Source organism: Halomonas sp. ALS9 (genome assembly GCF_001651035.1).
GTDB lineage: Bacteria > Pseudomonadota > Gammaproteobacteria > Pseudomonadales > Halomonadaceae > Vreelandella.
Genome location: NZ_LXRG01000192.1, coordinates 252558 through 277638 on the forward strand (window position 1 = coordinate 252558; position 25081 = coordinate 277638).

General features: G+C 53.5%; 21 protein-coding genes. 12 read left to right on the plus strand and 9 right to left on the minus strand.

Features of this window, described 5'->3' with window-relative positions; genetic code table 11:
- Positions 1-18 precede the first annotated feature (18 nt).
- Positions 19-1536 carry an NCS1 family nucleobase:cation symporter-1 gene (locus tag A6R74_RS15080; RefSeq protein ID WP_064235299.1) on the minus strand — a complete coding sequence of 506 codons (1518 nt, stop codon included), beginning with the start codon at positions 1534-1536 and terminating at the stop codon, positions 19-21.
- A gap of 585 nt (positions 1537-2121) precedes the next feature.
- Between A6R74_RS15080 and A6R74_RS15085 the strand changes: the two genes are divergently transcribed.
- The 5 genes from A6R74_RS15085 (at position 2122) to A6R74_RS15105 (ending at position 8277) form a co-directional block, all read left to right on the plus strand.
- A complete protein-coding gene (locus A6R74_RS15085) occupies positions 2122-2988 on the plus strand; it encodes a nitrilase-related carbon-nitrogen hydrolase (protein ID WP_064235300.1) in 867 nt (288 codons plus the stop codon).
- A gap of 31 nt (positions 2989-3019) precedes the next feature.
- Positions 3020-4459 carry a dihydropyrimidinase gene (gene hydA, locus A6R74_RS15090; RefSeq protein ID WP_064235301.1) on the plus strand — a complete coding sequence of 480 codons (1440 nt, stop codon included), beginning with the start codon at positions 3020-3022 and terminating at the stop codon, positions 4457-4459.
- A 62-nt stretch (positions 4460-4521) separates the two neighbouring features.
- Positions 4522-5901, plus strand: a complete 1380-nt coding sequence (locus tag A6R74_RS15095) for an NAD(P)-dependent oxidoreductase (protein WP_064235302.1) — start codon at positions 4522-4524, stop codon at positions 5899-5901.
- Positions 5898-7232 carry an NAD-dependent dihydropyrimidine dehydrogenase subunit PreA gene (gene preA, locus A6R74_RS15100; protein WP_064235303.1) on the plus strand — a complete coding sequence of 445 codons (1335 nt, stop codon included), beginning with the start codon at positions 5898-5900 and terminating at the stop codon, positions 7230-7232. The genes A6R74_RS15095 and preA overlap by 4 nt, the downstream gene beginning before the upstream one ends.
- 163 nt (positions 7233-7395) lie before the next feature.
- The gene (locus A6R74_RS15105; RefSeq protein ID WP_064235304.1) at positions 7396-8277 is read left to right on the plus strand and encodes an ABC transporter substrate-binding protein; all 882 of its coding nucleotides are present in this window, start codon (positions 7396-7398) and stop codon (positions 8275-8277) included.
- 81 nt (positions 8278-8358) lie between these two features.
- On the opposite strand, the gene A6R74_RS15110 is transcribed toward A6R74_RS15105, so the two are convergent.
- The 4 genes from A6R74_RS15110 to A6R74_RS15125 all read right to left on the minus strand — a co-directional run bounded on the left by A6R74_RS15110 (position 8359) and on the right by A6R74_RS15125 (position 16421).
- Complete coding sequence (locus tag A6R74_RS15110) at positions 8359-10041, minus strand: methyl-accepting chemotaxis protein (RefSeq protein ID WP_064235305.1); 1683 nt, start codon at positions 10039-10041, stop codon at positions 8359-8361.
- Positions 10042-10353: 312 nt separating this feature from the next.
- Positions 10354-12033, minus strand: coding sequence for a methyl-accepting chemotaxis protein (locus tag A6R74_RS15115; RefSeq protein WP_064235306.1), 1680 nt, complete (start codon positions 12031-12033; stop codon positions 10354-10356).
- Positions 12034-12277: 244 nt separating this feature from the next.
- Positions 12278-15325, minus strand: a complete 3048-nt coding sequence (locus tag A6R74_RS15120) for an efflux RND transporter permease subunit (RefSeq protein ID WP_064235307.1) — start codon at positions 15323-15325, stop codon at positions 12278-12280.
- Between the two features lies 1 nt (position 15326).
- On the minus strand, positions 15327-16421 hold the full coding sequence (locus A6R74_RS15125) for an efflux RND transporter periplasmic adaptor subunit (RefSeq protein ID WP_082906696.1): 1095 nt from the start codon (positions 16419-16421) through the stop codon (positions 15327-15329).
- A gap of 178 nt (positions 16422-16599) precedes the next feature.
- Here A6R74_RS15125 and A6R74_RS15130 point away from each other — a divergent pair, with 178 nt between their 5' ends.
- Positions 16600-17223 (plus strand): TetR family transcriptional regulator, encoded by a 624-nt coding sequence (locus A6R74_RS15130; protein ID WP_064235309.1) that lies wholly within the window; start codon positions 16600-16602, stop codon positions 17221-17223.
- Positions 17224-17331: 108 nt separating this feature from the next.
- Here the strand turns inward: A6R74_RS15130 and A6R74_RS15135 are convergent, their stop codons facing one another.
- The 3 genes from A6R74_RS15135 to A6R74_RS15145 all read right to left on the minus strand — a co-directional run bounded on the left by A6R74_RS15135 (position 17332) and on the right by A6R74_RS15145 (position 20599).
- Complete coding sequence (locus A6R74_RS15135; RefSeq protein ID WP_240488243.1) at positions 17332-18189, minus strand: amino acid ABC transporter substrate-binding protein; 858 nt, start codon at positions 18187-18189, stop codon at positions 17332-17334.
- Between the two features lie 63 nt (positions 18190-18252).
- The gene (locus A6R74_RS15140; RefSeq protein WP_064235311.1) at positions 18253-19146 is read right to left on the minus strand and encodes an amino acid ABC transporter substrate-binding protein; all 894 of its coding nucleotides are present in this window, start codon (positions 19144-19146) and stop codon (positions 18253-18255) included.
- A 4-nt stretch (positions 19147-19150) separates the two neighbouring features.
- The gene (locus tag A6R74_RS15145) at positions 19151-20599 is read right to left on the minus strand and encodes a GGDEF domain-containing protein (RefSeq protein ID WP_064235312.1); all 1449 of its coding nucleotides are present in this window, start codon (positions 20597-20599) and stop codon (positions 19151-19153) included.
- A gap of 288 nt (positions 20600-20887) precedes the next feature.
- Here A6R74_RS15145 and codB point away from each other — a divergent pair, with 288 nt between their 5' ends.
- The 6 genes from codB (at position 20888) to A6R74_RS15170 (ending at position 24593) form a co-directional block, all read left to right on the plus strand.
- Positions 20888-22153, plus strand: a complete 1266-nt coding sequence (codB, locus tag A6R74_RS15150; RefSeq protein ID WP_064235313.1) for a cytosine permease — start codon at positions 20888-20890, stop codon at positions 22151-22153.
- Between the two features lie 16 nt (positions 22154-22169).
- On the plus strand, positions 22170-23423 hold the full coding sequence (gene codA, locus A6R74_RS15155) for a cytosine deaminase (protein ID WP_064235314.1): 1254 nt from the start codon (positions 22170-22172) through the stop codon (positions 23421-23423).
- Positions 23424-23499: 76 nt separating this feature from the next.
- Positions 23500-23625, plus strand: coding sequence for a hypothetical protein (locus tag A6R74_RS23245; protein ID WP_276204799.1), 126 nt, complete (start codon positions 23500-23502; stop codon positions 23623-23625).
- Positions 23626-23637: 12 nt separating this feature from the next.
- Positions 23638-23976: a YbaK/EbsC family protein gene (locus A6R74_RS23140; RefSeq protein WP_276204809.1), complete on the plus strand. Its 339-nt coding sequence runs from the start codon at positions 23638-23640 to the stop codon at positions 23974-23976.
- A 106-nt stretch (positions 23977-24082) separates the two neighbouring features.
- Complete coding sequence (locus A6R74_RS15165) at positions 24083-24337, plus strand: type II toxin-antitoxin system Phd/YefM family antitoxin (RefSeq protein WP_064235315.1); 255 nt, start codon at positions 24083-24085, stop codon at positions 24335-24337.
- Positions 24330-24593, plus strand: a complete 264-nt coding sequence (locus A6R74_RS15170) for a Txe/YoeB family addiction module toxin (RefSeq protein WP_064235316.1) — start codon at positions 24330-24332, stop codon at positions 24591-24593. The genes A6R74_RS15165 and A6R74_RS15170 overlap by 8 nt, the downstream gene beginning before the upstream one ends.
- Positions 24594-24629: 36 nt before the next feature.
- Here the strand turns inward: A6R74_RS15170 and A6R74_RS15175 are convergent, their stop codons facing one another.
- Positions 24630-25079 (minus strand): GNAT family N-acetyltransferase, encoded by a 450-nt coding sequence (locus A6R74_RS15175; protein ID WP_064235317.1) that lies wholly within the window; start codon positions 25077-25079, stop codon positions 24630-24632.
- Between the last annotated feature and the right edge of the window lie 2 nt (positions 25080-25081).

The following is a 25081-nucleotide window of genomic DNA, read 5'->3' on the forward strand; positions in this document are numbered from 1 at the left end:
CGGAGCCGGTTTAATGGTCTAACTTTGCTCTGTCGCCTCACTAGCCATAATCGGCGCAGGCCCTGCCTGAGGCGATGACGCAAATACTTGGCTTGCCACATAATAAACAATGGCCCCCAGCGCCGAACCGGTAAACCAGCCGTAGTCATAAAACCAATTCATCGTGCCGGTTAACAGCGAAATCAAGGTGAGCAGCACCGGGACGCCAAAGGCGATAAAACCCGCGATGTTGACCGCAGGATAGGCATGGTTGTCCATATACAGGCTCGGGATATCCAAACGCTGCTTTTTAATCAGGAAATAATCCACCGCCATAATCCCCGCGATGGGCCCGAGTAGGCTTGAATAGCCGAGTAGCCAGTTGGAGTACATCTGCTCAAGGGAGACCCCAGGTGGAATAACACCCGCTTTTTGCAGCAGATCGTAGCCCATCAGCAGCACGCCCACCGCACCCGTCATCAGCACGCCGCGCGTCTGGTTAATCAATTTGGGCGCAATATTCTGAAAATCATTGGTCGGCGAGACGATGTTAGAAGCCGTATTGGTAGAAATAGTGGCGATAATGATCAACAGCATCGCTAACACCACCCAGAAAGGACTGTCGATATAGCCGATCAAACGTACCGGATCAGCAACCGTTTGGCCCACCAGCGTCTCGGAAGCAGCGGTTAACACCACACCAAGCGCGGCAAAGAAAAACATCGTCAGCGGCAGTCCAATCACTTGACCAACAATCTGATCTTTTTGGCTTTTGGCAAAGCGGCTGAAATCGGGAATATTCAGCGACAGCGTGGCCCAAAAGCCCACCATGGCGGTTAAGCCTGCGAAGAAATAGCCATACACCGATGCCCCTTCCGGGCGCGAAGGCGGCTGTGCCAGCAGCTCGGTCATCGACATGTTGGGCCACGCCCAGATCATCAGCCCCACACCAACGGCTAACAACAGCGGCGCAGCTAGGGTCTCCAACCATTTAATAGATTCTGCCCCACGAATGACCACATAGAGGTTCATCGCGCCAAAGACAAAAAAGCCGATCACTTCGCCCACGCCGCCAAGCGCAGCCCAAGCGGGAATCAACTCGGAGAGCAGCAGATGAATAGCAAGTCCGCCAAACATGGTTTGAATGCCAAACCAGCCGCAGCCCACTAAAGCGCGAACTAGACAGGGCACATTGGAGCCTAAAATACCGAACGATGAGCGTAGCACCACGGGAAATGGGATTCCAAATTTTGTGCCAGGAAAGGCGTTTAAGGTGAGAGGAATCAGTACGATCACGTTGGCTAACAGAATAGCGAACAGGGCCTCCCCCACGCTCAAGCCGAAGTAGGCCGTTAATACCCCGCCCAAGGTATAGGTGGGCACACAGATCGACATACCTACCCAAAGTGCGGCAATGTTCCATTTACTCCAGGTGCGTTCGCTGGCCTGGGTAGGGGCAATATCCTCATTGAAGCGTGAACTACTGCGCACGTCGTCCCCTACATCAAGCTCTATTAGTCCGCCTCGATCCACCATCTGTGAGGTTGTTTCGGTCATTTTTTATCTCCTCAGCATTGCGTTGCCCATCACTCCCACGGTCAGTGGAGCTGTTCAAAAGACGCTTAGAAATCATCGCTCTTAGAAACCATCCTTTTAAAAGCCAAGCAATAAGTGTGCCTACCCATAAAAGCAGGGCAACTAACTCTTTGATTAAAAAACTGTCTTCATGGACAACAATATTATTGTTAGCTTGTTACCTTTTAACCCTCTCCACCTCAAACAAAAACCGATTAAACAAAGCTAGGTCAAAAAAAATATTTGCACCAATATTAAACAAAAAAATCTACCAACCATTCATTATAAATATAATAAACACATGATTTTAAAGTAAAAAATAAATCAATCAAAACGGTGCAAGGGTTCACCAAAAAAGGGAATATCACTGCTCAAAAAAATAAAAACAAGCAAACTCAAAGAGTTAAACGCGACTGTATAAATAGAATTTTAAGACTTGCTAAAACCACCAAGCCAGCGATACTTTCAACAAAAGCTGTCGCATTGGTCAGCTTTATAATATTAATTCTCAACGCCTAAACACGCTTCAAATCAACAATCAGAATCAAACACCAGAGGGAGTGTCTTATGCAGAAGATGAAAATCGGCCTGATTCAAATGGGCCTAAAAACCAGCACCGATTTGGAACCCGAAGCCATCCGCGACGCGATGAACGAAGCGCACCTTCCGATGATTGAGCAAGCAGCTGAGCAGGGGGTACAGGTACTTTGCTTCCAGGAAGTATTCAATCAGCCCTACTTTTGCCCCAGCCAGGACGGCAAATGGTACGCCGCCGCTGAGCGGGTACCGGAAGGCCCCACCTGTCAGATGATGCAAAAACTCGCCGCCGAGCACCGAATGGTCATTATCGTGCCGGTGTACGAAGAGACCGAAACCGGCGTTTACTACAACACCGCCGCCGTATTCGATGCCGACGGCAGTTATCTAGGCAAATACCATAAAACCCATATTCCCCAAGTCGCCGGTTTCTGGGAGAAATTCTTCTTCAAGCCGGGTCAATCCAACTGGCCGGTGTTCGACACCGCCTACGGCAAAATCGGCGTGTATATCTGCTACGACCGCCACTTCCCCGAAGGGTGGCGAGCACTGGCACTGAATGGCGCCGAGGTGATTTTTAACCCTTCCGCCACCGTCGCCGGGCTCTCTCAATACCTTTGGGAGCTTGAACAGCCCGCTTCCGCCGCCGCCAACGGCTGCTTTATCGCTGCCATCAACCGCGTCGGCACCGAAGCACCCTGGAATATCGGCGACTTCTACGGCTCCAGCTACATCGTTAATCCACGCGGCAAAATCGAGGCCCAGGCCAGTGAGACCGAAGATGAACTGCTGGTTCACGAAATCGATTTGGACATGGTGCGCGAGGTACGCAACAACTGGCAGTTCTTCCGCGACCGCCGCCCAGAAACCTACACCCGCTTAACCGATGGCGAGTAGCCCCGTTAATAAAACCCCAAAGGAGCTAACCATGAGCCTATTAATCAAGGGCGGCACCGTGGTCACCCACGCCGATACCTACCGCGCTGATGTGCTGTGTATCGACGGAAAAATCCACGCTATCGGCACTCACTTAGACGTCCCTGCTGACTGTGAAATTGTCGATGCCAGCGACCAGCTAGTCATGCCCGGCGGCATCGACCCCCATACGCATATGCAGATGCCGTTTATGGGCGCCGTCGCCAGTGAGGATTTTTACACCGGCACCGCCGCGGCCATGGCAGGTGGCACCACCACCATTATCGACTTCGTGATTCCCAGTCCCGGCCAATCGCTGCTGGAAGCTTTTGAAACCTGGCAGGGCTGGGCAGAAAAAGCCGCCACCGATTTCGCCTTCCACGTGGCGGTCACTTGGTGGGATGAAAGCGTTAAAGAAGAAATGGGCACCTTAGTGCGCGAGCACGGCGTGAACAGTTTCAAGCACTTTATGGCCTACAAAGGCGCCATCATGGCCACCGACGACATTCTGGTGGAGAGCTTTTCACGCTGCTTGGAGCTGGGCGCGGTGCCCACGGTACACGCCGAAAATGGCGAGCTGGTCTACCACATGCAGCAAAAACTGCTCGCCCAGGGCATTACCGGGCCGGAAGCACACCCCCTTTCTCGCCCGCCTCAAGTAGAGGGCGAAGCCGCAAGCCGGGCTATTCGCATTGCCACTACCCTGGGCGCGCCGGTGTACCTGGTACATGTCTCCACCAAAGACGCGGTCGATGAAATTGCCTACGCCCGCCAGCAGGGTCACCCGGTGTTTGGCGAGTGCTTAGCAGGGCATCTGGTGATTGACGATAGTGTCTATCAACACCCCGACTGGGCCACTGCAGCCGCTCATGTCATGAGCCCACCCTTCCGCCCCAAAGGCCACCAGGAAGCGCTGTGGCAGGGCCTGCAGTCCGGCAATCTGCAAACTACTGCCACCGACCACTGCTGTTTCTGTGAGGAACAGAAAGCCGCCGGGAAAGACGACTTCACCAAGATCCCCAACGGTACCGCAGGGGTCGAAGACCGCCTCGCGGTGATCTGGGATGAGGGCGTCAATACCGGCAAGCTCTCGCCCCAAGAGTTTGTCGCCATTACCTCCACCAATACCGCTAAGATTTTTAACCTCTACCCACGCAAGGGCGCGATTCAGGTCGGCTCCGATGCCGATATCGTGGTCTGGGACCCTAACGGCACCCGCACGATTTCCGCCAAGACTCACCACCAGAACGTCGACTTCAATATCTTCGAGGGCAAAACGGTGCGCGGCATTGCCCGCCACACCATTAGCCAAGGTAAGTGGGTGTGGCGCGACGGTGACCTACGCGCCGAGCGCGGTGCAGGCCGCTATTTGGAACGCCCCGCCTACCCTGGTGTGTTCGAGCTGCTGGCTAAGCGTGCCGAACTTAACGCCCCCGTCGCCGTTAAACGATAGCCGTCAAACATTAGCTTGCGCTTAATAACTGTTGTTTTTATAAAAACAGTGGAGGCTCTACCGTGACTAGCCAATTGAACCACCTACCCAGCGCAAAAGAGGTCGGCACTTACGACCCGCAAACGCTGGCAAACAATTTTAGCGATCTTCATCCACCGTTAACCCAGCGCCAGGCAATCATCGAAAGCCAGCGCTGCCTGTACTGCTATGACGCCCCCTGCGTCGAGGCTTGCCCGTCGGATATTGATATTCCTAGTTTTATTCGCCAAATAAGCGAAAGCAACATCAACGGTGCGGCAGAAACCATTCTGGAAGCCAATATCCTCGGCGGCAGCTGCGCCCGAGTGTGCCCCACCGAAATCCTCTGCGAGCGCAGCTGCGTGCGTAACCACGACGCCGAGTGTCAGCCGGTGCTGATTGGCCTACTCCAGCGCCACGCCACCGATAACATGCAGTTTGATAGCCATCCATTTAAGCGTGCCGCCAGCACCGGCCGTCATATCGCCGTGGTTGGCGCCGGGCCAGCAGGACTCTCCTGCGCCCATCGATTGGCCATACTCGGCCACCAAGTAACCATTTTTGAGGCCGAACAGAAACCCGGCGGACTCAACGAGTACGGCATTGCCCGCTACAAGATGACCGACGACTTTGCCCGCAAGGAAGTGGAGTTTTTGCTCGATATCGGCGGTATTGATATTCAGTACGGGCAGCGCCTTGGCGATAACCTCGAACTCTCCACGCTACACAAGCAATACGACAGTGTATTCCTAGGCTTGGGCCTGGGTGCCAGCCGCTCTTTAGGGCTAACGGGCGAAGACGCGCCCGGCCTGATGCCCGCCGTGGATTACATCAAAACCCTGCGCCAAACCGACGACCTGAGCAGTTTGGCCGTGGCCAAGCGCTGCATTGTGATTGGTGCAGGCAATACCGCCATTGATATGGCCACCCAAATGGCGCGCTTAGGGGCAAGCGAAGTAACGTTGGTCTACCGCCGTGGCGTGGAGGCTATGTCCGCCACCGACCACGAGCAGGAGATCGCCAAAGCCAACGGCGTGCGCATGATCACCTGGGCGCAGCCCGACGAGATTCTGTTGAATGGTCAGGGCCGGATCGCAGGCATGCGCTTTGCCAAGACCTCCGATCAAGCAGGGCGATTAACTACCACCGGGGAAACCTTCGAGATCACCGCCGATGCCATTTTCACCGCTATCGGCCAAGGCTTCGAAGCCGCAAGTCTAAGCGATGCTACCGCCGCCGAGCTCGCTCGCGACGGCGAACGCATTCACGTCGATGAGATGTTCCAAACGTCACTGCCCAATGTTTACGCTGGCGGCGACTGCATCAAACCCGGCCAGGACCTCACCGTACAGGCCGTGCAGCACGGCAAGTTAGCGGCCCACGCCATTCATCAAGCGCTTGCCGCCAAGCAGGAGGCCGCATGAACACCACCCCTCTCTCTTTCCCAGGTAAGAAAAACAGCGGCGATAGCATTGTTAATGGGGTTGATCTCTCGGTAAATTTCGCCGGTATCAAAGCCCCCAACCCGTTTTGGCTGGCCTCGGCGCCGCCCACGGATAAAGCGTATAACGTGGTGCGCGCCTATGAAGCGGGCTGGGGCGGCGTGGTATGGAAAACCCTTGGCGAAGAGCCACCAGCGGTAAACGTCTCTTCACGCTATTCCGCCCACTACGGCAAAAACCGCGAGGTAATTGGCTTTAATAACATCGAGCTGATTACCGACCGTTCGCTGGAGATCAATCTGAAAGAGATCACCCAGGTGAAGAAGGATTGGCCTGACCGCGCGCTGATCGTGTCTATTATGGTGCCCTGCAACGAGGAAGCCTGGGCTTATATTCTGCCGCTAGTGGAAGCCACCGGCGCGGACGGTATCGAGCTTAACCTGGGCTGCCCCCACGGCATGCCAGAGCGCGGCATGGGCGCGGCAGTGGGCCAAAACCCCGACCTGATCGAGAAGGTTACCTACTGGTGCAAAAAGCACTACTCCAAGCCGGTGATCGTCAAACTCACCCCCAACATCACCGATATTCGCGTGGGTGCCCAGGCGGCGTTGCGCGGCGGCGCCGATGCGGTCTCGCTGATCAACACCATCAACTCGATCACCAGCATCGACCTGGACAATATGGTCGCCAAACCCACCGTGGGCCATCAAAGCACGCACGGCGGCTACTGCGGCAGTGCGGTGAAGCCCATTGCGATGAATATGGTGGCGGAAATTGCCCGCGACCCGGCAACGCCAACGTTGCCTATTTCCGGTATTGGCGGCATCTCCAGCTGGCGGGATGCAGCGGAATTTATCGCCCTCGGTTCCGGCAGCGTTCAGGTGTGTACGGCGGCGATGCTCAACGGGTTTCGGATTGTGGAAGAGATGAAAGATGGCCTCTCTCGTTGGATGGCGGAAAAAGGCTACGACTCCATTGAGGCGTTCTCCCGCAAGGCAATACCGCAAACCACCGACTGGAAACACCTGGATATCAACTTCAAGACCATCGCCAAGATCGATCAGGATTTGTGCATCGAGTGCGGCCGCTGCTATATCGCCTGCGAGGACACCTCCCACCAGTCGATTGCCAAACTCACTGAACAAGGCGGTGCGCGACGTTATGAAGTGATTGAAGAGGAGTGCGTGGGCTGTAACCTCTGCCAGATCACTTGCCCGGTGGAAAACTGCATCACCATGGTGCCTCAAGAGACAGGCCAACCCTTCCTGGCCTGGGATAATGACCCGCGTAACCCTTTCCGGGTTGCCTCTTAAGCACTGTTTTAAACAACCACTCACAGCCGCCCGCCCTCAACCAATGAGGGCGGGCGCGTTTTGCGCAACATGCTGTTCCATAATCGAATAGCGACAAGAGGCAACTTCCTTGACAGTATGAGAAGCTATCGCATATAGAATATTTTCTCATAAAGGAAGCTCAATGAAGCACGCAGCTATCACCACAACCGCTCTCACAACCCTCACTGCAACGCTACTTCTGGCCAGCGCCGCCGCGAGCGCCGACCAGCGTATCGCCACCTTCGATTTAGGCAGCCTGGATACACTGGATGCTTTAGGTTTAAGCGATCAGGTGGTGGGCGTACCTAAATCTAGCCTACCCGGCTATCTAAAGCAGTATGCAGAAGAGACCTACGCCGATATTGGTGGTCTGCGCTCTCCAGATATGGACGCCATTCGCCAAAGCGATCCCAGCCTAATTCTCTACACCGGTCGTCAAGGAGAGTGGGAAGACGAACTTGGCGAGATTGCCCCGTTGCTCAACACAAGCCTGCAAGGCGATAACTACCTCACTACTTTTGATGACAACGTTCGCGAGCTAGCCAGCCAGACAGGAGCCGAAGCTGAAGCGGAAGACGCACTTGAAATCCTGCACAACGAGATCGAGACCCAACGCGAAACACTAAGCAACGCTCCCCGCACGCTAGTGGTCACCCACAATGGCGGCAACCTGATGCTCAACCAACACCCGGTGGTTCACGATGTACTGGGCATAGCAGCGCTTGAGATGCCCGATAGCGTGACAAGCGAAACCCGTGGCACACGCACCTTTACTCCACTTTCACCCGAGGCGATTAGTGACATTGATCCGGAAGTTGTGCTGGTGGTTGATCGCAGCGCGGCGATTGGCGATGAGGCCGCAGACGCGGATGCCATAGCGCAAATGCTTTTAGAAGCGGGTGCTGAAAAAACGCGGGTTGTCATGTTAACACCCGCGCTGTGGTATCTCTCTGGCGGTGGTTTGCAGAGCTTAGCCCTGCAAATCGATGAAGTATCAGCGGCGCTAAGCTCATCAAATAACTAAGTATTCGCGAAACGCCCCCTCTTACGACATCACCACAGCCGCTAAGAGGGGGTAGTGCGGCCCGACAAGAAAGGGGTGGACTTAAAACTCTTCCCACTCGTTATCCGCAGCACTTTTCGACTGCGCTAACCGGGGCGCTGGCCGAAGCAACGTTTGCTGCGGCTTGGCCGGAGCCAAAGGCGCGGAATGAGTTGCCGCGCCACCTTCCACTAAACGGAAGGATGCTACGACACTTTCAAGCCGCGCCGCTTGCTCTTCCAACGAGCTTGCTGCCGAAGAAGCCTCTTGCACCAGCGCCGCATTCTGCTGGGTCACTTCATCCATTTGGGCGACCGCTTGGTTGACCTGCTCAATGCCAGAACTCTGCTCCTGAGATGCCGCAGAGATTTCATCCATAATATCGGTCACGCGGCGCACCGAAGCGACCACCTCGCGCATTGTTTCGCCGGCGCTTTCAACTAATACCGAGCCCTCTTTCACCTGAGTTGATGAGGCATCAATCAGTGCTTTGATCTCTTTGGCGGCATCTGCACTGCGGCTCGCCAGATTACGCACTTCGCTGGCCACCACGGCAAAGCCACGCCCTTGCTCGCCCGCCCGCGCTGCTTCCACCGAGGCATTGAGTGCCAGAATATTGGTTTGAAAGGCGATAGAGTCGATAACGCTGATAATATCAGCAACTTTCTGTGAGCTGCCTGAAATGCCATGCATTGTGGTAATTACGCGCTCAACCACATCACCACCGTTACTGGCCGTGCTGGACGCATCGTTCGCCAACTGGCTGGCCTGACGGGCATTATCGGCATTCTGTTTAACGGTAGCGGTTAGCTGCTCCATGCTGGCGGCAGTCTCCTGCAGCGATGCCGCCTGCTGCTCAGTACGCGACGATAGATCCGCGTTGCCGCTGGCAATTTCACGCGCGCCGATATGAATCGAGCCGCTGCTATCACGCACTTCCGAAACCGTTTTGACCAAATTACTCTGCATATGCTGCATAGCGATAAACAGCTTGCCAATCTCATTACGCCCACGATCACTGACTTTCCCTGAAAGGTCATTTTTAGCGATACGTTCAAAGTGCGCCACTGCCTCGTCCAGCGGTTTTACGATAGAGCCGACCATGGCGATGCGAACGAATAGCACCATTAACGCAGCGATAATCAGGGCTGCCAACTCAATGTACCCAAAGAACTGCGTCTCACTTTCGTAGTCGTCTACCAGTTGGTCAGCGTAATCCACCAAGTAATCACTAAAAGCACTACTTGCAGCGATAAACTCACGGTTCAAAGTACTTGTTGCCTCTCGCGCAGCTCTTAGTCCAACATCATCACCCGCTTGAACGGACTCGCTTAACGGTATTATTCCTTGCTGCATAAGGCTGTTGAAGGTAGTCACCACGGCGTCTGCAAGAGCTGGCTGTAAAGCATGAGGGTCATATGATTGGAAGCTGGTAAAAAAGTCCTGTGCCTCAATTTGAAAGGTTCGTGCTCGCTCCAAGTACTCCTGGGCTAAACGGGCGTTACCCTCCTCTCTCGCGGTCAAACTATTCATATAGTTAAGCTGTGCATTCGCTACCGACTGTTGAGCACGATTGAGAGGTAGCATTTGATGCATTGCCGCATCGTCCAAATTGACGAGGGCTATATCCCCCTGTTTACTAGACTGGTGGCTGAGAAAAGCAATTATTAGTATTATTATCGAGAAAATAGCGAGTATGAGAGTCAAACTCATTTTCACTGAGGTGTTGCTAAGTAGTCGATTCATGGGCTTATAGTCTCTATACCGATGCATTAATGCGTCGGTCTGCTTTAAGTTGACTGGGGAGCTTAGCTAATCCTATTTAAGGAAAAATTCAGTACCCTTTTGGGTTATTGAATACTACAACTCCCACCCAACTTAAAACATAGAGTTCATACTTTTTAACAATTACCCTGTTTGCAAACTAACTATTGTCTAAGTAATTTACCCACTCATAAAGACTCGCGCAGGTGATCTCTCACCCGCACGTTAGGTTTTGCCGGTTTTTCTTGCACATCACTGCCGTTGAGCGAGTGAAAGCCAAATATAGCCTGAGGCCTAAAAAGCTTCCCAGTCCTGATCCGCGCTGTGCGCTTTTTGACTACGCGGTGCTGGCCGCACAAGCGCGGGCTGTCGTTGAGGAGATTGCTGGGACGAGATGAGCGGGGCGTGTTGTATAAGGCTCCCATCTTCCACTAAACGGAAGGCCGAGACGACGCTTTCAAGCCGTGCCGCCTGCTCTTCCAGTGAGCTTGCCGCTGAAGAGGCCTCTTGAACCAGGGCCGCATTCTGCTGGGTCACTTCATCCATCTGGGCAACCGCCTGGTTGACCTGTTCAATGCCCGAGCTCTGCTCTTGGGATGCCGCGGAGATCTCATCCATAATATCGGTCACGCGGCGCACCGAGGAGACCACATCTCGCATCGTCACACCGGCGCTTTCGACTAATGCCGAGCCCTCTTTCACTTGGGTTGTTGATGCCTCAATCAGTACTTTGATCTCTTTGGCGGCATCGGCACTGCGGCTTGCCAGGTTACGCACTTCACTCGCCACCACGGCAAAACCACGGCCCTGTTCGCCTGCCCGCGCCGCTTCTACGGAGGCGTTAAGCGCCAGGATATTGGTTTGGAAGGCGATAGAGTCGATAACGCTAATAATATCCGCCACTTTTTGCGAGCTATTAGTAATACCGTGCATGGTGGTAATGACTTTTTCAACCACTTCGCCACCGTTACTTGCGGTGCTTGAGGCGTCGTTCGCTAGCTGACTGGCCTGACGGGCATTATCGGCGTTTTGTTTAACGGTCGCGGTTAACTGCTCCATGCTGGCGGCAGTCTCTTGCAGCGAAGATGCCTGCTGCTCAGTACGCGACGATAGATCGGCGTTGCCACTGGCAATTTCACGCGCGCCGATATGAATCGAACCGCTGCTATCGCGTACTTCCGAAACTGTTTTAGCTAGATTGCTCTGCATATGCTGCATGGCGCTAAACAGTTTACCGATCTCGTTACGCCCGCGGTCACTGATCCTGCCCGACAGGTCGTTTTGAGCAATTCGCTCAAAGTTCGCCACCGCCTCGTTAAGCGGTTTTACGATAGAGCCCACCATGGCGATGCGCACAAATAGAACCATTAGCACGGCAATCAAAAGCACAGCTAAATCGATATAACCAATCAACTGCATATCGCTTTCATAGTCATCGATCATTAGTCCATTTTGCTCTGCCATGTAATCGTTGTAGGCAATGCTCGCATCGATAAACTGCTGATTTAAATCACTGGCAGTCTCTCTTGCGTTGCGAAACTGTGCTTCATCACCTGCTGCCAACGCCGCTTCTTGGGGCATCAATCCCTGTTCCGTCAAGCCCTGGAAATTGGCTATTAAAGTTTCCACAAAGGGCGTCTGAATAGCGATTGATTCAAATTGCGAAAAGTATTCTTGAGCTGCCTGTTGCATCCCCTGTGCTTCAGCCAGGTAATCACGCGCTGCGCGAGAGTCACCTTCATAAGCCGCGACATAGCTATTCAAGTAAAAAAGTTGAGCGTTCGCAATTGATAGCTGCCCTCGGCTAACTGAGCGCATTTGGTCTGCTGCACGGTCGACCTCTCTAAGGGATGAGCTTCCTTCTTCTCCGCCTCGATGGCCGAGAAACGCAATAATTATTATTAACAGTGAAAAAATTACCAAAACAAGCGTTAAACTCATTTTAATTGAGATATTACTAAGCATGCGATTCATTATGCGGAACAGCTCCAGGGTTAGATTAGTTATTGGCCATCTATATAATCTAGCTAGAGAAATTCCAGCGATATTAGACTAAATTAAATCAACCGTTTGATTTTCAACAGACATGCTATCGGCTAATAGCATCTAGACTTTAGTCTAATTTAGAAAAAATTTAATGCTGCGAGGATCGTCACGTCACCGAAGCGTGGATTCGCCAAGCCTCGGTGATGTGACAAAGAAGCGGGTAACGACGGGACTATTTATCGGGGTGTATGCGAATCCGGTAGAACACGCAATAAACCACCGGCAGTACAATTAGGGTTAATAGCGTGGCGACACCGAGGCCACCGATCAACGCGACCGCCATGCTGGCGAAGAAGGCATCGCTAATCAGCGGGATCATCCCCAGCATGGTGGTTAACGCGGCCATCGACACCGGTCTAACCCGACTAACCGCCGCCTGCACCACGGCATGGTAGCGGTCTTGATGCAGCGGTAGCTGCACATTGATCTCCTCAACTAGCACAATGGCATTCTTGATCACCATACCGATCAGGCTTAGCGTGCCCAGCAGTGCCATAAACGAAAACGGCATACCCGTGAGCAACAGCGCGCCGACGACGCCAATAATGGTTAATGGCACCAGTGACCAAATGGCCAGCGGTTGGCGGAAGTTATTGAACAGCACCACAGTAAGAATAAACATCATCACGATGCCCAGCGGTAGCGAAGCGAATAGCCCGCTTTGCGCTTCGCCTGCGGTTTCATATTCACCGCCCCACTCCAACCGATAACCCGAGGGTAGATCTATCGCTTCCACTCTAGGGCGAATCTCGGCCAATACACTGGCGGCGGTCACCCCGCTTAACGGGTCAGGTTCGCCGTACACCGCCAGCATGCGCTCGCGATTACGGCGCATAATCAGCGGGTCGGCCGCCTGGGTGGTGATATCGCTGATCACTTGATCGGCGGTGATATAGCGGCTTTGCTCATCACTCCACACGTTAAGTGAGCCAAGGTTATCCACATCGTGACGCTGCTCGGGGATTGCCCGCGCCACTATTGGTATCAGGTCGCTGCCATCGCGATACACACCCACTTGGCTGCCGCTAGTACTCAGGGCAAGAGTGCTGGCCAGGTCTTCACGGGAGACACCCAACCTGCGCGCGGTATCCTCAAGAAAGACGGGCTCAATCACCTGCACGCGGTTACGCCAACTGGTGCGCACGCTGGTCATGTGCGGCGTATCACGGAACATGGCCTCTACCTGGTCACCCAACTGGCGTAGCACCGCTGGATCGCTGCCGTAGAAGCGTGCCTCTAGTTTGGCTTTTGGCGCGGGGCCAACTTCTAGCGGGGCGATTTTATAGTCGATATCGCTATGATCGCGCTCCAGCACTTTCTCAACGTCGGCCATGCGGTCGTGCTGGGTCGCTTTATCGTCGGTTTCGACAATCAACTGCGCATAGCTTGCGTAGCGGTCTTCCGGCGAATAAGTCAGGGTAAAGCGCTGCGCCCCGCCGCCCACGGTGGTAGTCAGGTGACGAACCCCCGGCATCTCCATCACGCTCTCTTCCAGCTCGCTAACGCGGCGCTGGGTTTCGAGGATATCGGTGCCCTCCGGGGTGCGGTAATCGACAAAAAAGATCGGCGTATTCGAGGCCGGAAAAAAGGCATTCTTAACCGAACCAAAGCCGACCACCGCACCCGCCAACACCGCCACCATCAACGCCAAGGTTAACCAGCGCCAACGAATACCAGCGATAATCACGCGGCCTACAAACCGATAAACCACACCTTTGTAGGGATCCTCCTGACCGTCACCGGGAGCAACATTGCGGAAAAACAGCTTGAAATAGAACGGCGTTAACGTCAGCGCCGTGATCCAGCTCAGCAGCAGTGAGTAGAGCAGCACGAAAAATAGCGAGCCGATAAACTCACCGGTGGTGTCTGGCGATAAACCGATGGGCGCAAAGGCCGCAATCGCGATCAGCGTAGCCGCCAGCAAGGGCCAGGCGTTTTGGCTAACCACTTGGTGCGCTGAATCACGGATACTTTGACCCCGCTTAAGCCCCACCAGCATGCCTTCGGTAACTACAATGGCGTTATCCACCAACATGCCGAGGGCGATAATCAGCGCCCCCAGCGAGATTTTTTCGAGCTGCAGACCTTGAAAGCGCATTAGCATAAAGGTGCCGACAATGGTGATCAGTAGGATAAATCCCATCAACAGGCCACTGCGCCAACCCATAAATAGCATCAGCACCACGATGACAATGGCCACGGCCTGCAGCAAACTCATTAAGAAGCCCGACACCGCCTCATCGACCACCTGAGGTTGGTCGTAAACGACGTTCAACTCCATGCCGAGTGGCGTGCGGGTTTGCAGTTCAGCCAGACGCTGCTGTAGCCGTTCCCCCACTTCAACCACATTGACGCCGCTTTCAAAAGAGACGCCCAACGAGATCGCCGGCCTACCCATGTCGCGGTAAAGCTGCTGGGGCTGCTCCGCCAGTTCGCGGTTTACATCGGCAATATCGCTTAGCCGCACCAGTTCGCCATCGCCCTCGCTGACAATCAGCGCACGCAGGTCTTCAATATTCGCTGCGCTGCCCGTCGGCGTGATACGGAAACGACGGCCATCCTGTTTAAGATGTCCTGAATCCGCCACGGCATTCTGAGTCTCAAGCAACTGCTGCAGGCGAGAAAGGGGGATATTGAGTGCACGCAGGCGCTCGCGATCAACTTCAATATAGATGCGCTCTTCGTGCTCCCCGCTCAGAGATACCTTCGCGACCCCATTAACCAGCGCAAGTTCGCGTTTGAGAAAGTCAGCGTGATCCGCAAGATCCGGCATGCTATAGCCATCGCCGGTCAGGTTGACCATAAAGCCAAATACATCGCCAAAATCGTCGTTAACGCGGGACTGACTCGCCCCTGGCGGTAGCGCAGCCTGGGCGTCCTGCACTTTACGGCGCAGCGAATCCCACAGTTGCTCAAGCTCTTCGCTTTGTACCGTGCTATCGAGCTCAACGGTGATTTGCGATAGGCCATCGGAGCTCACCGAGCTTACCCGCTTGATTGACGACATCTCCTGGATCGATTCTTCTAGCGTCGAGGTGACTTCCTGCTCGACCTCTTCAGGCGTCGCACCGGGGTACTGCGTGGTGATAAGCGCATTGCGGATAGTAAATTCGGGGAACTCCAGCTGCCCCATGCCTAAAAATGATAGCGCGCCGCCCGCTAGCAGCACCACGGTCATTAAATAGCTGGCGGCGCGGTGGCGTAAGAAGTAGTCGACCATATTAAAGCCCCTGCTCTTTTTCCCACGGCGTTACCTTGGTGTCCGTGGTTAAGCGGTGGGCTCCAGCTGCCACAATACGGTCGCCCGCTGATAAATCACCGGTAATTTCAAGCCCCTGAGAGGTTAGGGTACCTACCTCAACCGGCACCGCCTCGACGCTTTGGGGTTCAATAAAGCGCCAAACCTGGGCCTGGTCGGGGTTATCGCCTGAATAGCTCACGGCGTCTGGAGGAAGGCGCCAAAGCGGAACAGCTTGACCGGATTGTAGAGTGCTTAAATCCAAGCGCACGTTAGCACTCATGCCATCCAACAGGGTGATATCGTCCGGCTGGGGCAGCGTGAGCGTGACTTCATAAGCCAGGCTCTGCGCACTGGCCTGAGTGGTATAGGAGGCTAGCTGGGCGAGATAAGGTTTATCGCTATTGCCAAAACGTACTTCAAACGCCAATGCATCCCCGAAGGGCGCTCCATTGCTGCGTGGTATGCGTTGCACGATCTGTTCGGGCAGATGAAAGACCACGTCTAGCTGCCCTGGCTGCTGGATCACCGCGACCGTCTCCTGAACCTGCACAATCTGGCGGTTATCCACCGGTACTTGGGCTATCACGCCGTCGTAAGGGGCGCGTAGCTTGGTATGTTCGACCTGCTCTTGGGCCTGCTCAAACGTGGCTCGCGCGGCCCGCCACTCACTCTGCGACTCATCAAACTGGGATTGACTCACCGCCCCACGTTGTAGGGTATAGCGCATGCGTTCCAGGGTTGCCTCGGCTAGCTCCAAGCGTGAGCGGGCGCTATCAAGCTCGCTTTGGACATTGCGATCATCAATGCGGGCGATCACCTCACCCTCGCTCACCTGCTGGCCGGGGCTAACATTGAGCTCCAGCAGTTCCCCGGCCATACGGAATGACAAATTGCTGCGCGTAGAGGCTTCCACCCGCGCCGGAAACTGCCGCAAGGCCGCGGCATTGGCTGACTGCAAGGTGATCAACTTTACTGGCCGTGTGGTATCTGCTGACTGCGCCTGGGGTTGCTCGCAGCCCGTTAGCACGAGCAGGGCCAGTATGACGGGCAGTGAACGAAGAAAAGTAACGGGCACGAGTGGCTCCTTGATGGCGGACAGTGCGGATTTTCAAACCGGCCTTCAGAAAATAAAGTCAGTAACATACACTTCACTGACATTCATGAATGTCAGTGAAGTGTATAATAATCACCAACTGGCGACTTTGCTATCCATCGCTGCCAAAATACTGCGAATTTTATTAATAGGAGCCGCTATGTCCCGTCGTAAGGCTGACGCTGAGCGTACCCGCGAGGCGATTCTTGACGCTGCGGAAGCCACCTTTATGGCTCAAGGCGTTTCACGTACTACGCTGGCACATATCGCCCAAGCGGCCGGGGTGACCCGGGGGGCGATCTATTGGCACTTTGAGGATAAAGCAGCGGTCTTTGATGCATTATTGGAGCGAGTACGTATTCCACTTGATGAAATCGTTGATGATGCGGTACAGCAGCTAGGCGCGACACCGATCGAATGCCTGCACGATATTGCCCAACGATCACTCGCCGGCATTTGTCACGATTTACCGCTGCAGCGAGCAGCCACTATCGTGCTACACCGCTGCGAGAAATTGGAAGATGAGCACCCAAGGATCTGCATGATCACTCGACTTTCTGAGCATGCAGAGGCACAGGTAGAGCATTTGTTTGAACAGGCACAACTAGCCGGCACTTTACGCGCTAACCTAACCCCAGCCAGCGCCCGACGACAATTTCATGGCTTTTTGATTGGTGTCTGTTTTGACTGGCTACAGGATCCCCAGCAGCATTCTCTGGCCGATGAGAGCAGCGGTATCGTGGAAACGTTAATGCGTGGTTTATTCAGCACTCAAACGGCATGAGGCTAGACCCAAGCTTAAGGCGCTGATAACTATAGACATGGGCATTTAAAAACTATGTTTAGATCAATTGCTCGGGGGTATTTCTTCCCCCTTTTGCTCTCAGCATCTTTAATCTAAAGTCACGTCGCGAGGGGCAATAAAATGCTCAACCAATGCATCGCTCATCGGTACGTTAAGCGTAATTCCTTTTCCAGGTAGCGGCTGCTGAAACCAGCGTTGGTAAATCAAAGGCATCTCGGAGCTGGTATAAATCTCCGTGAGGGCTTCATTCACATGCTCAGCAAAATCGTTATCCCCTCGTCGCACCATAAAGCCTAACGGCTCTGTCTTGCTAATGGCTTCTTCGGAAAGCGCGTAAGCGTCAGGGTGATCGGACTCAGCAATCATTGTGCTCAGTAATATATCATCCATCGCGAAAGCCGCTACGCGCCCATCAGCGACTAAATCAAACGCTTCCTGCAATGTCTCTACTGGCACGACCGACAAGTTCAGCTGCCGTTCTCGATTTACCTGATTGATTTGGCTGACATTGACGGTGCCACGCGCCACGCTCACGCTACGCCCGGCCAAGTCTTCCAGAGTGGTAAACTCGCTCGTTTTCAGTGCCACATAGCGCACCGACACAAAGAAGTGGCTAAGTGCAAACTGCGCGCTCTGCCGCCGCTCTTGGGTATTCGTACTGGCATTACACTCAATATCGATATCGCCGCTATTGAGGAGTTGTACTCGGTTACTTGGCGTACGAGGCACATACACAATATCAAGGTAGGGAAGCCTCAATTGTGTTGCTAATCGTTGGGCCAGGCGCTGACAGATATCAATGGAGTAGCCCACCACATTGCCTTGCTGGTCTTCATAAGAGAATGGCGCCGTATCACCATAGCCAACACGCAACGTGCCTGTTTTCTCTATGCGCTCAAGCGTATTAATAACGGTGGTGGCGTGTGCGTTTACTCCCGCTAGCATCACTACCATTCCCAGTAAGCTACCCCAGCAAAACAAGAAACTCCTGCGCATTAAACACCTCATCTATTCCACGTGCTGTTCGGGATTGGCGAAGATAGCAGCAAGCTTTGGCCCAAGCGGCAGGTTCAACACGCGACCATCAGGCGGGAGTGGCTGTAAAAACCACTTTTCATACAGGTTCTGAATGGTGTCACTCTGATAAATATCACGCAGCTCTTTATTAACCATCTCAACAAAAACAGGGTCGTCAGGCGGCATCATTATGCCGTACGGCTCAGCGCTACTTAAGGTTGCTTGAGAAATATGAAAAGCAGCAGGCTCAGTGGCTGATGACACTAACCCTGCCAGCAAAATCTCGTCCATCACAAACGCGGATGCCTGTCCTGAAGCCACCATAGCAAACGCTTCTTCATGATTACGGCTTAGCATTACCGATATATTCAGCCTCTCGGTGCGATTGAGTTCGTTGAGCTGGGCAATATTGATAGTGCCCGTTGTTGACACCACACTGCGGCCCGCCAAATCCTGCACACTGTCCATATGCTGCTCGGCGAGGGATACATAGCGTGTCGCGGTCAGAAAATGAGGGTATGAAAAAGCGGCTTGGCGGCGACGTTCAGGGGTGTTGGTGGTTACGCCACACTCGATATCCACTTCGCCATTACGCACTAATATAAATCGATTAGCAGGCGTTACCGGCACGTAAGTTATCTTAAGATCACCCAAGCCCAATGTTTCTTCCAGGCCTTCGATGACGTTTAAACACAGGTCAATCGCGTAGCCTGTAGGCTGGTCGTTTACCAGGTAGGAAAAGGGCACTTCGCTGGAACGATGGCCGACAGCAATCTCACCAGCCGATGCAATACGCGACAAAGTAGGCGAGGCGGCGACCTGCTCATTAGCGGCGGCACCTTGCCACATCGCACTACTCACTAATACCGCTACTAGCCACTTCATAGGCTTACCTTTTTTCGATGATCCCAGAATCCATTGTCATCCCTGCGGCATAGTGCATATAGCGATCGCGCCCTTTCGCCTTGGCCGCATAGAGCGCCAGATCTGCGTGACGAAGCAGATCGTGGCTATTGCGACCATCAACTGGCGCGGTGGCAATGCCAACACTTACGCCAATGTTAATTTCCTGGCTATTAAACTGATACGGTTCACGCAGGGTAGACACAATCGCTTCTGCCAGCACCTTTGCCTCATTGGTGGCGCTACCCACGACGCGTTGAATGATGGCAAACTCATCGCCGCCAAGGCGCGCCACCAAATCATTGTGGGTAAGTAGCCCCTGCACCCGCTGACTGACTTCAACGAGCAGAGCATCACCCGCCGCGTGGCCTAGGCTATCGTTAACTGCTTTAAAATGGTCAAGATCAAACAACAGGACATTAAATACGTCGCCTTGAAGCAGTGAGTGCACAGCAGTTTTTAACGCATTATTTAATTGTACGCGGTTGGGCAATTTGGTTAGCTCATCATGATGAGCAAGGTGCTGAAAGCGTAGCGCTTCGTCTTTAACTTCAAGTAAGTGTTCACGCTCAATGACTTTTTTGCGAAGCCCATCTATGGCCTTTGCCATCCGGCCGATCTCATCGTTACGATCAGTGTAAGGTGTACTGCTTGCGGTCTGATTTTTAGCGATGTCAGTGAGCGACCTAATTAATACCGGCACAGGGGTAAATAACTGACGCATTAAAATAGTCACTAACAGGGCTGTTGCGATCAACACCACCAACAGCGCCATAAATGCTTTGCTGATCAGATCATTACGCATCTGATACAACCCTTCTTTCTGGCCTATAGTAGCGACTAAAACGCCCAATAATTGACCATCAGCAGTCACAATGGGCAGCGAACTAATAAAATGCTCTGCATCACCAACCTGGGCAAAGCCTACATAAAAATCATCAGCTTCTTCGCTGTTTTCCCATGAACTGACCGTCAGGCTAGCTGTCGGATCTGACGGTGGATTTAGCGCATCCGCCACTACATCAAGTGAACCATCCGACGACTTGGTCAATAGCCAAACATTGTTGCGTGTTTGTGCACTGGCCAGCGCCAATACGTCCACCGGACTAAACCCCGTTTCCAGAACGGACTCCTCATCCCCAATGGGACGTTCGGAGATAATCTGCGTGACCTGACCAGTACCATCTGTCTTAACCGCCACTGAGGTATAAATACGCCTAATAGTCGCACTCACTATCTGGGCATTCACCTGCGCTTCGCGCAACCACTGCTCCCGCGCCCCACGTTCAACCATAAAAAACCCCGACAGCGCCCCCGTTAAATACGCAAACAACACGCCCATCAGCATAAACATCACCACCTTACCTACCAGGGTATGATGCCAAGGAAGTTTAGCCGCAGGCAGTGACGCATTCCTATGCTGGGGTTCTGGCATGTACTCCGGTTCCTTTATGGCTATAGCTACAGCAGGCCTATCTAGTGTAATTGCGATGAGCAGTTGCTTCTTCGACTGGTTTTTTTTGACCACTCTATTGCTTCGCTAAGCGTATAAAATCATTTAGGCTTTAATCACTAAAGTATCATTAAAAAGAGCGGGCATGTCTTAAAAACATTACAAGCGAAATCATTCTTATTGATCTAGGCTTTTTGGCATATCTCTTGCTATGTAAGTAGCTAACAGCAAGTAGCTAACAGGTTCGCTTATCTATGTTAGGAGGTCATGATGCACCAGTCTGATTACCCGCTCAGAGAGGTTCCTATCGGCGCCCGCAAAGGCCTGCTTTCCACCTCAGCGGTACTGCTCGGCTTTACGTTTTTCACCGCCACCATGTGGGCCGGTGGCACGTTAGGCCAAGCCTTTCCGATTGGCCAACTGCTATCGATCATTCTAATCGGCAATTTACTGCTGGGGGCTTACGCGGCAGCACTTGCGTATATCGCTTGTAAAAGCGGGCTTAATTCAGTGCTGATGGGGCGCTTTTGCTTTGGCGAGAAGGGCAGCAAGTTGTCTGATTTCATTCTCGGATTTACCCAGATCGGCTGGTACGCCTGGGGCACCGCGACGATTGCGCTAGTGTTAGTACGCACCACCGGGATGCCTGAATGGCTGGAAATCCCCTTAATGGTGCTATTTGGTTTCGGTTTCTGCGTGACGGCCATGATTGGCTATAAAGGTATGGACTGGCTCTCCCGCTTTGCCGTCCCTGCCATGATGCTATTTATATTAATCAGTCTGTTTACTGGGCTGGTGGATGTGCGTGGCTTCGCGGGATTGAGCCAGCAAACGCCGACAGAAAGCATGAGCGTGGCGGCGGCGATTACCGTCATCATCGGCACTTTTATCAGCGGCGGCACCCAGGCGACTAACTGGAGTCGTTTTGCCAAGACGCCGAAAATCGCCGTCATTGCCACCATGGCGGCCTTTTTTGTGGGCAACGGTTTAATGGTACTGACTGGCGCCCTGGGCACCATGATTTACCAGCAGGCGGATATCGTGGATGTGTTGATCGCTCAGGGCTTTGTCACCATCGCCGTGCTGATGCTGTTTTTAAATATCTGGACAACCCAGGACAACACCATTTACAACTTCGCCGTGGCGGGCTGCAACTTGCTACGTACCGAAAAGCGCCGCTTAGTGACGGTAGGTGGGGCGGCCATTGGCACCGTGTTGGCGGTGGGCGGCATGTATAACCTTCTTATCCCATTTTTAGTGTTACTCGGCACCTTTATCCCACCCATGGGTGGCGTCATCATGGCGGACTTTTGGCTTAAGCATAAAGGCCGCTACCCGTCGCTTTCGTCCGCTGCGCTACCCGATTTCAATCGCCGGGGATTAGCTGCGTATGCGCTGGGGGCTGGAGCTGCCTACTTCTCCCCGTTACTCCCCCCGCTGGTGGGTGTTGCGGTGGCCGCGGGAAGCTACGCCGTGCTGCTGCGTTTAAACCACGCTACGCTGAGCGATACACTTCCCTCTACTGCTAAACAATAAGTGAGCCGTTTTTTATATGCCTATGCAGATCATTAACGCCCGTCTTCGCCAGCGCCCTGAGCTTTATCGTATAGATATCGAAAACGGCACGTTCACTGCGATTACCGCCCAGGACGCACCGCAAACCGCGAGCGAAGGGCAAATAGATGCGGGCGCCAAACTCGTTTGTGCGCCCTTTATCGAGCCGCATATTCATTTGGATGCCGCCCTTACGGCAGGCGAGCCTAGCTGGAACCAAAGCGGTACTTTGTTTGAAGGCATTGAGCGCTGGGGCGAGCGTAAGCCGATGCTCACCGAAGCGGATATTCGCGAGCGCGCCCTGAAAACCTTAAACCTGCTAATCGGCAACGGCGTTCAGTTTGTGCGCACCCACGCCGATACCAGCGACCCGAGCTTGATCGGCATCAAAACCCTGTGCGCCTTGCGCGACGAGCTAAAGGATAAAATCGACATTCAAGTGGTCGCCTTCCCGCAGGATGGCCTGCTCTCCTACCCCGGCGGCGACAAACTGCTGGAAGAGGCGCTGGAAATTGGCGCCGATGTGGTTGGCGGCATTCCCCATTTCGAATACACCCGCGAGCTGGGCGTCGCTTCCATGAAGCGGGTGATCGAGCTGGCGATCAAGTATGACCGTTTGGTGGATGTTCACTGCGACGAGATCGACGATCCCAATTCGCGCTTTCTCGAAGTATTAGCCTGCGAAGCACTATTTAACGATCTAGGCAGCCGCGTTACCGCCAGCCATACAACGGCCATGCACTCTTATGATAACGCCTACTGCTCCAAGCTATTCCTGCTGCTCAAGCGCTCGGGCATTAACTTTGTCTCCTGCCCCACCGAAAGTATTCATTTGCAGGGGCGTTTTGATACCTATCCGAAACGGCGCGGCGTAACCCGGGTAAAAGAACTCAACGCAGCGGGTATCAACGTCTGTTTTGCCGAGGACTCCATCTTCGACCCCTGGTACTCACTAGGTAACGGCAAGCTGCTACGCACGCTGGATTTTGGCTTGCATATCTGCCAGATGATGGGCTATCAGGATTTCAGCCAAGCGCTTTCGCTGATCACCGACAACAGCGCCCGCACAATGAATATCGAAGCGCGTTACGGCATTGAGGTAGGTAAACCCGCTAGTTTCAACCTGCTAGACGGCGAAGATGACTACAGCGTGCTGCGCACCCAGGGCGAGGTGCTGCTTTCGGTGCGCCATGGCGACATCATCATGCAGCGCACGCCTGCAAAGATTACGACACCCCAGTGGCTTGGCTAATGCACCAACGGCACGTTAGATTAACCATTTAACTGTCCAATGTTAGCAACGAGTATTAATAACCGGGGGAACCACAATGGGCATAGAGACCGTTCGCCAGTTTTTTGCCGAGCACGCGCCGGATATAAAAATCGAAGAACTTGATACCAGCACCGCTACGGTGCAGTTGGCCGCCGACGCCCATGGCGTCGCCCCAGGCTAAATTGCCAAAACCCTGGCATTCAAAGTCGGTGAAAAGCCGCTATTGATTGTCGCCAGTGGCGATGCGCGTATCGACAACCGCAAGATTCGCGACACCTTCGGCGGTAAGGCCAAAATGCTCGATGCTGAAACCGTCATGGAACTCACCAGCCACCCGGTCGGCGGCGTTTGCCCCTTTGGCCTCGCCACAAACCTGCCGGTTTACTGCGATGAGTCGCTCCACGCCTATGACGAAGTCCTCCCTGCGGCGGGCTCATCCAATAGCGCCGTACGTCTAAGCCCCAAGCGACTGGCCGAGCTAGTCAATGCAGAATGGATGGATGTGTGTAAGTTGCCGGAGAGTGTCGAGTAATCCAGGTCATCACAACACCTAATCACAACACCTAAGATGTACCTTATACTGTACATATTGGAATAGAGCGTTATACTTGTACCATAAACCGTACAGGAGAGAAAATATGCGCGTAATATCCTTTACCGAAGCGCGTAATGGCCTAAAAGGCGTACTGGACGGGGTCGTTAATGATGCCGATACCACGATTATTACTCGCCGCGATGCAGAAGATGCAGTGGTCATGTCACTCGACTACTACAACAGCCTGATGGAAACCGTTTACTTGATGCGCTCACCCGCTAACGCAGAGCACTTAAGCAAGTCCATTGCTCAATACCGTGCCAGTCAAGCTCAGCCAAGAGAGCTAATGGATGGGTAACCGCTTACTATGCTGGACTAACGAAGCCTGGAGCGACTACCTCTATTGGCAGGGGCAGGATAAAAAGACCTTAAAGCGCATCAATAAACTTATCTCAGATACGCAACGCTCTCCTTTTGAGGGCATTGGAAAGCCAGAGCCCCTAAGGGAAAACCTCTCTGGCTTCTGGTCACGACGCATCGACGACTCGCATCGTTTGATTTATGCCGTCGATGAATCCACTCTCACTATTGTTGCCTGCCGTTATCATTATTAAGTTAGTATCCACCTGCGACAGTCTCTGCATCCCCCTTTAGTTGATATCCAATAAATAACCATAAAACGCGGTATTGCGCTGCCAGCCTAACGATTCATAAAGGCGCTGGGCACGCTCGTTCTCTACCTGCGTCATTAATATCAAACGTGCGACGCCGTGATCGTGGGCTAGCTGAGTGGCGGCTTCCATTAACGCGCGTCCTGTGCCTTTTTCACGACAGTCGGGTAGCACGAAAAGATCATTAAGCGTCCAGCGCGCATTTAAACCCACCGTGGAAACCCCAGGGTAAAGCTGCACAAAACCAGTGAGCGCTCCTTCACTGTTCTCGCTCACCAAAATAAACGAGTCCCCAAGTCCCATGCGCTGGCGAAGGAAATCACGCGCCGCCTGAATATCACTCTGTTGTGCATAAAACTGGCGATAGCCATCAAGTAATGCACTAAGAGGTTCTAAGTCACTGAGTACTGCCGAACGAATGTTAGCCATAA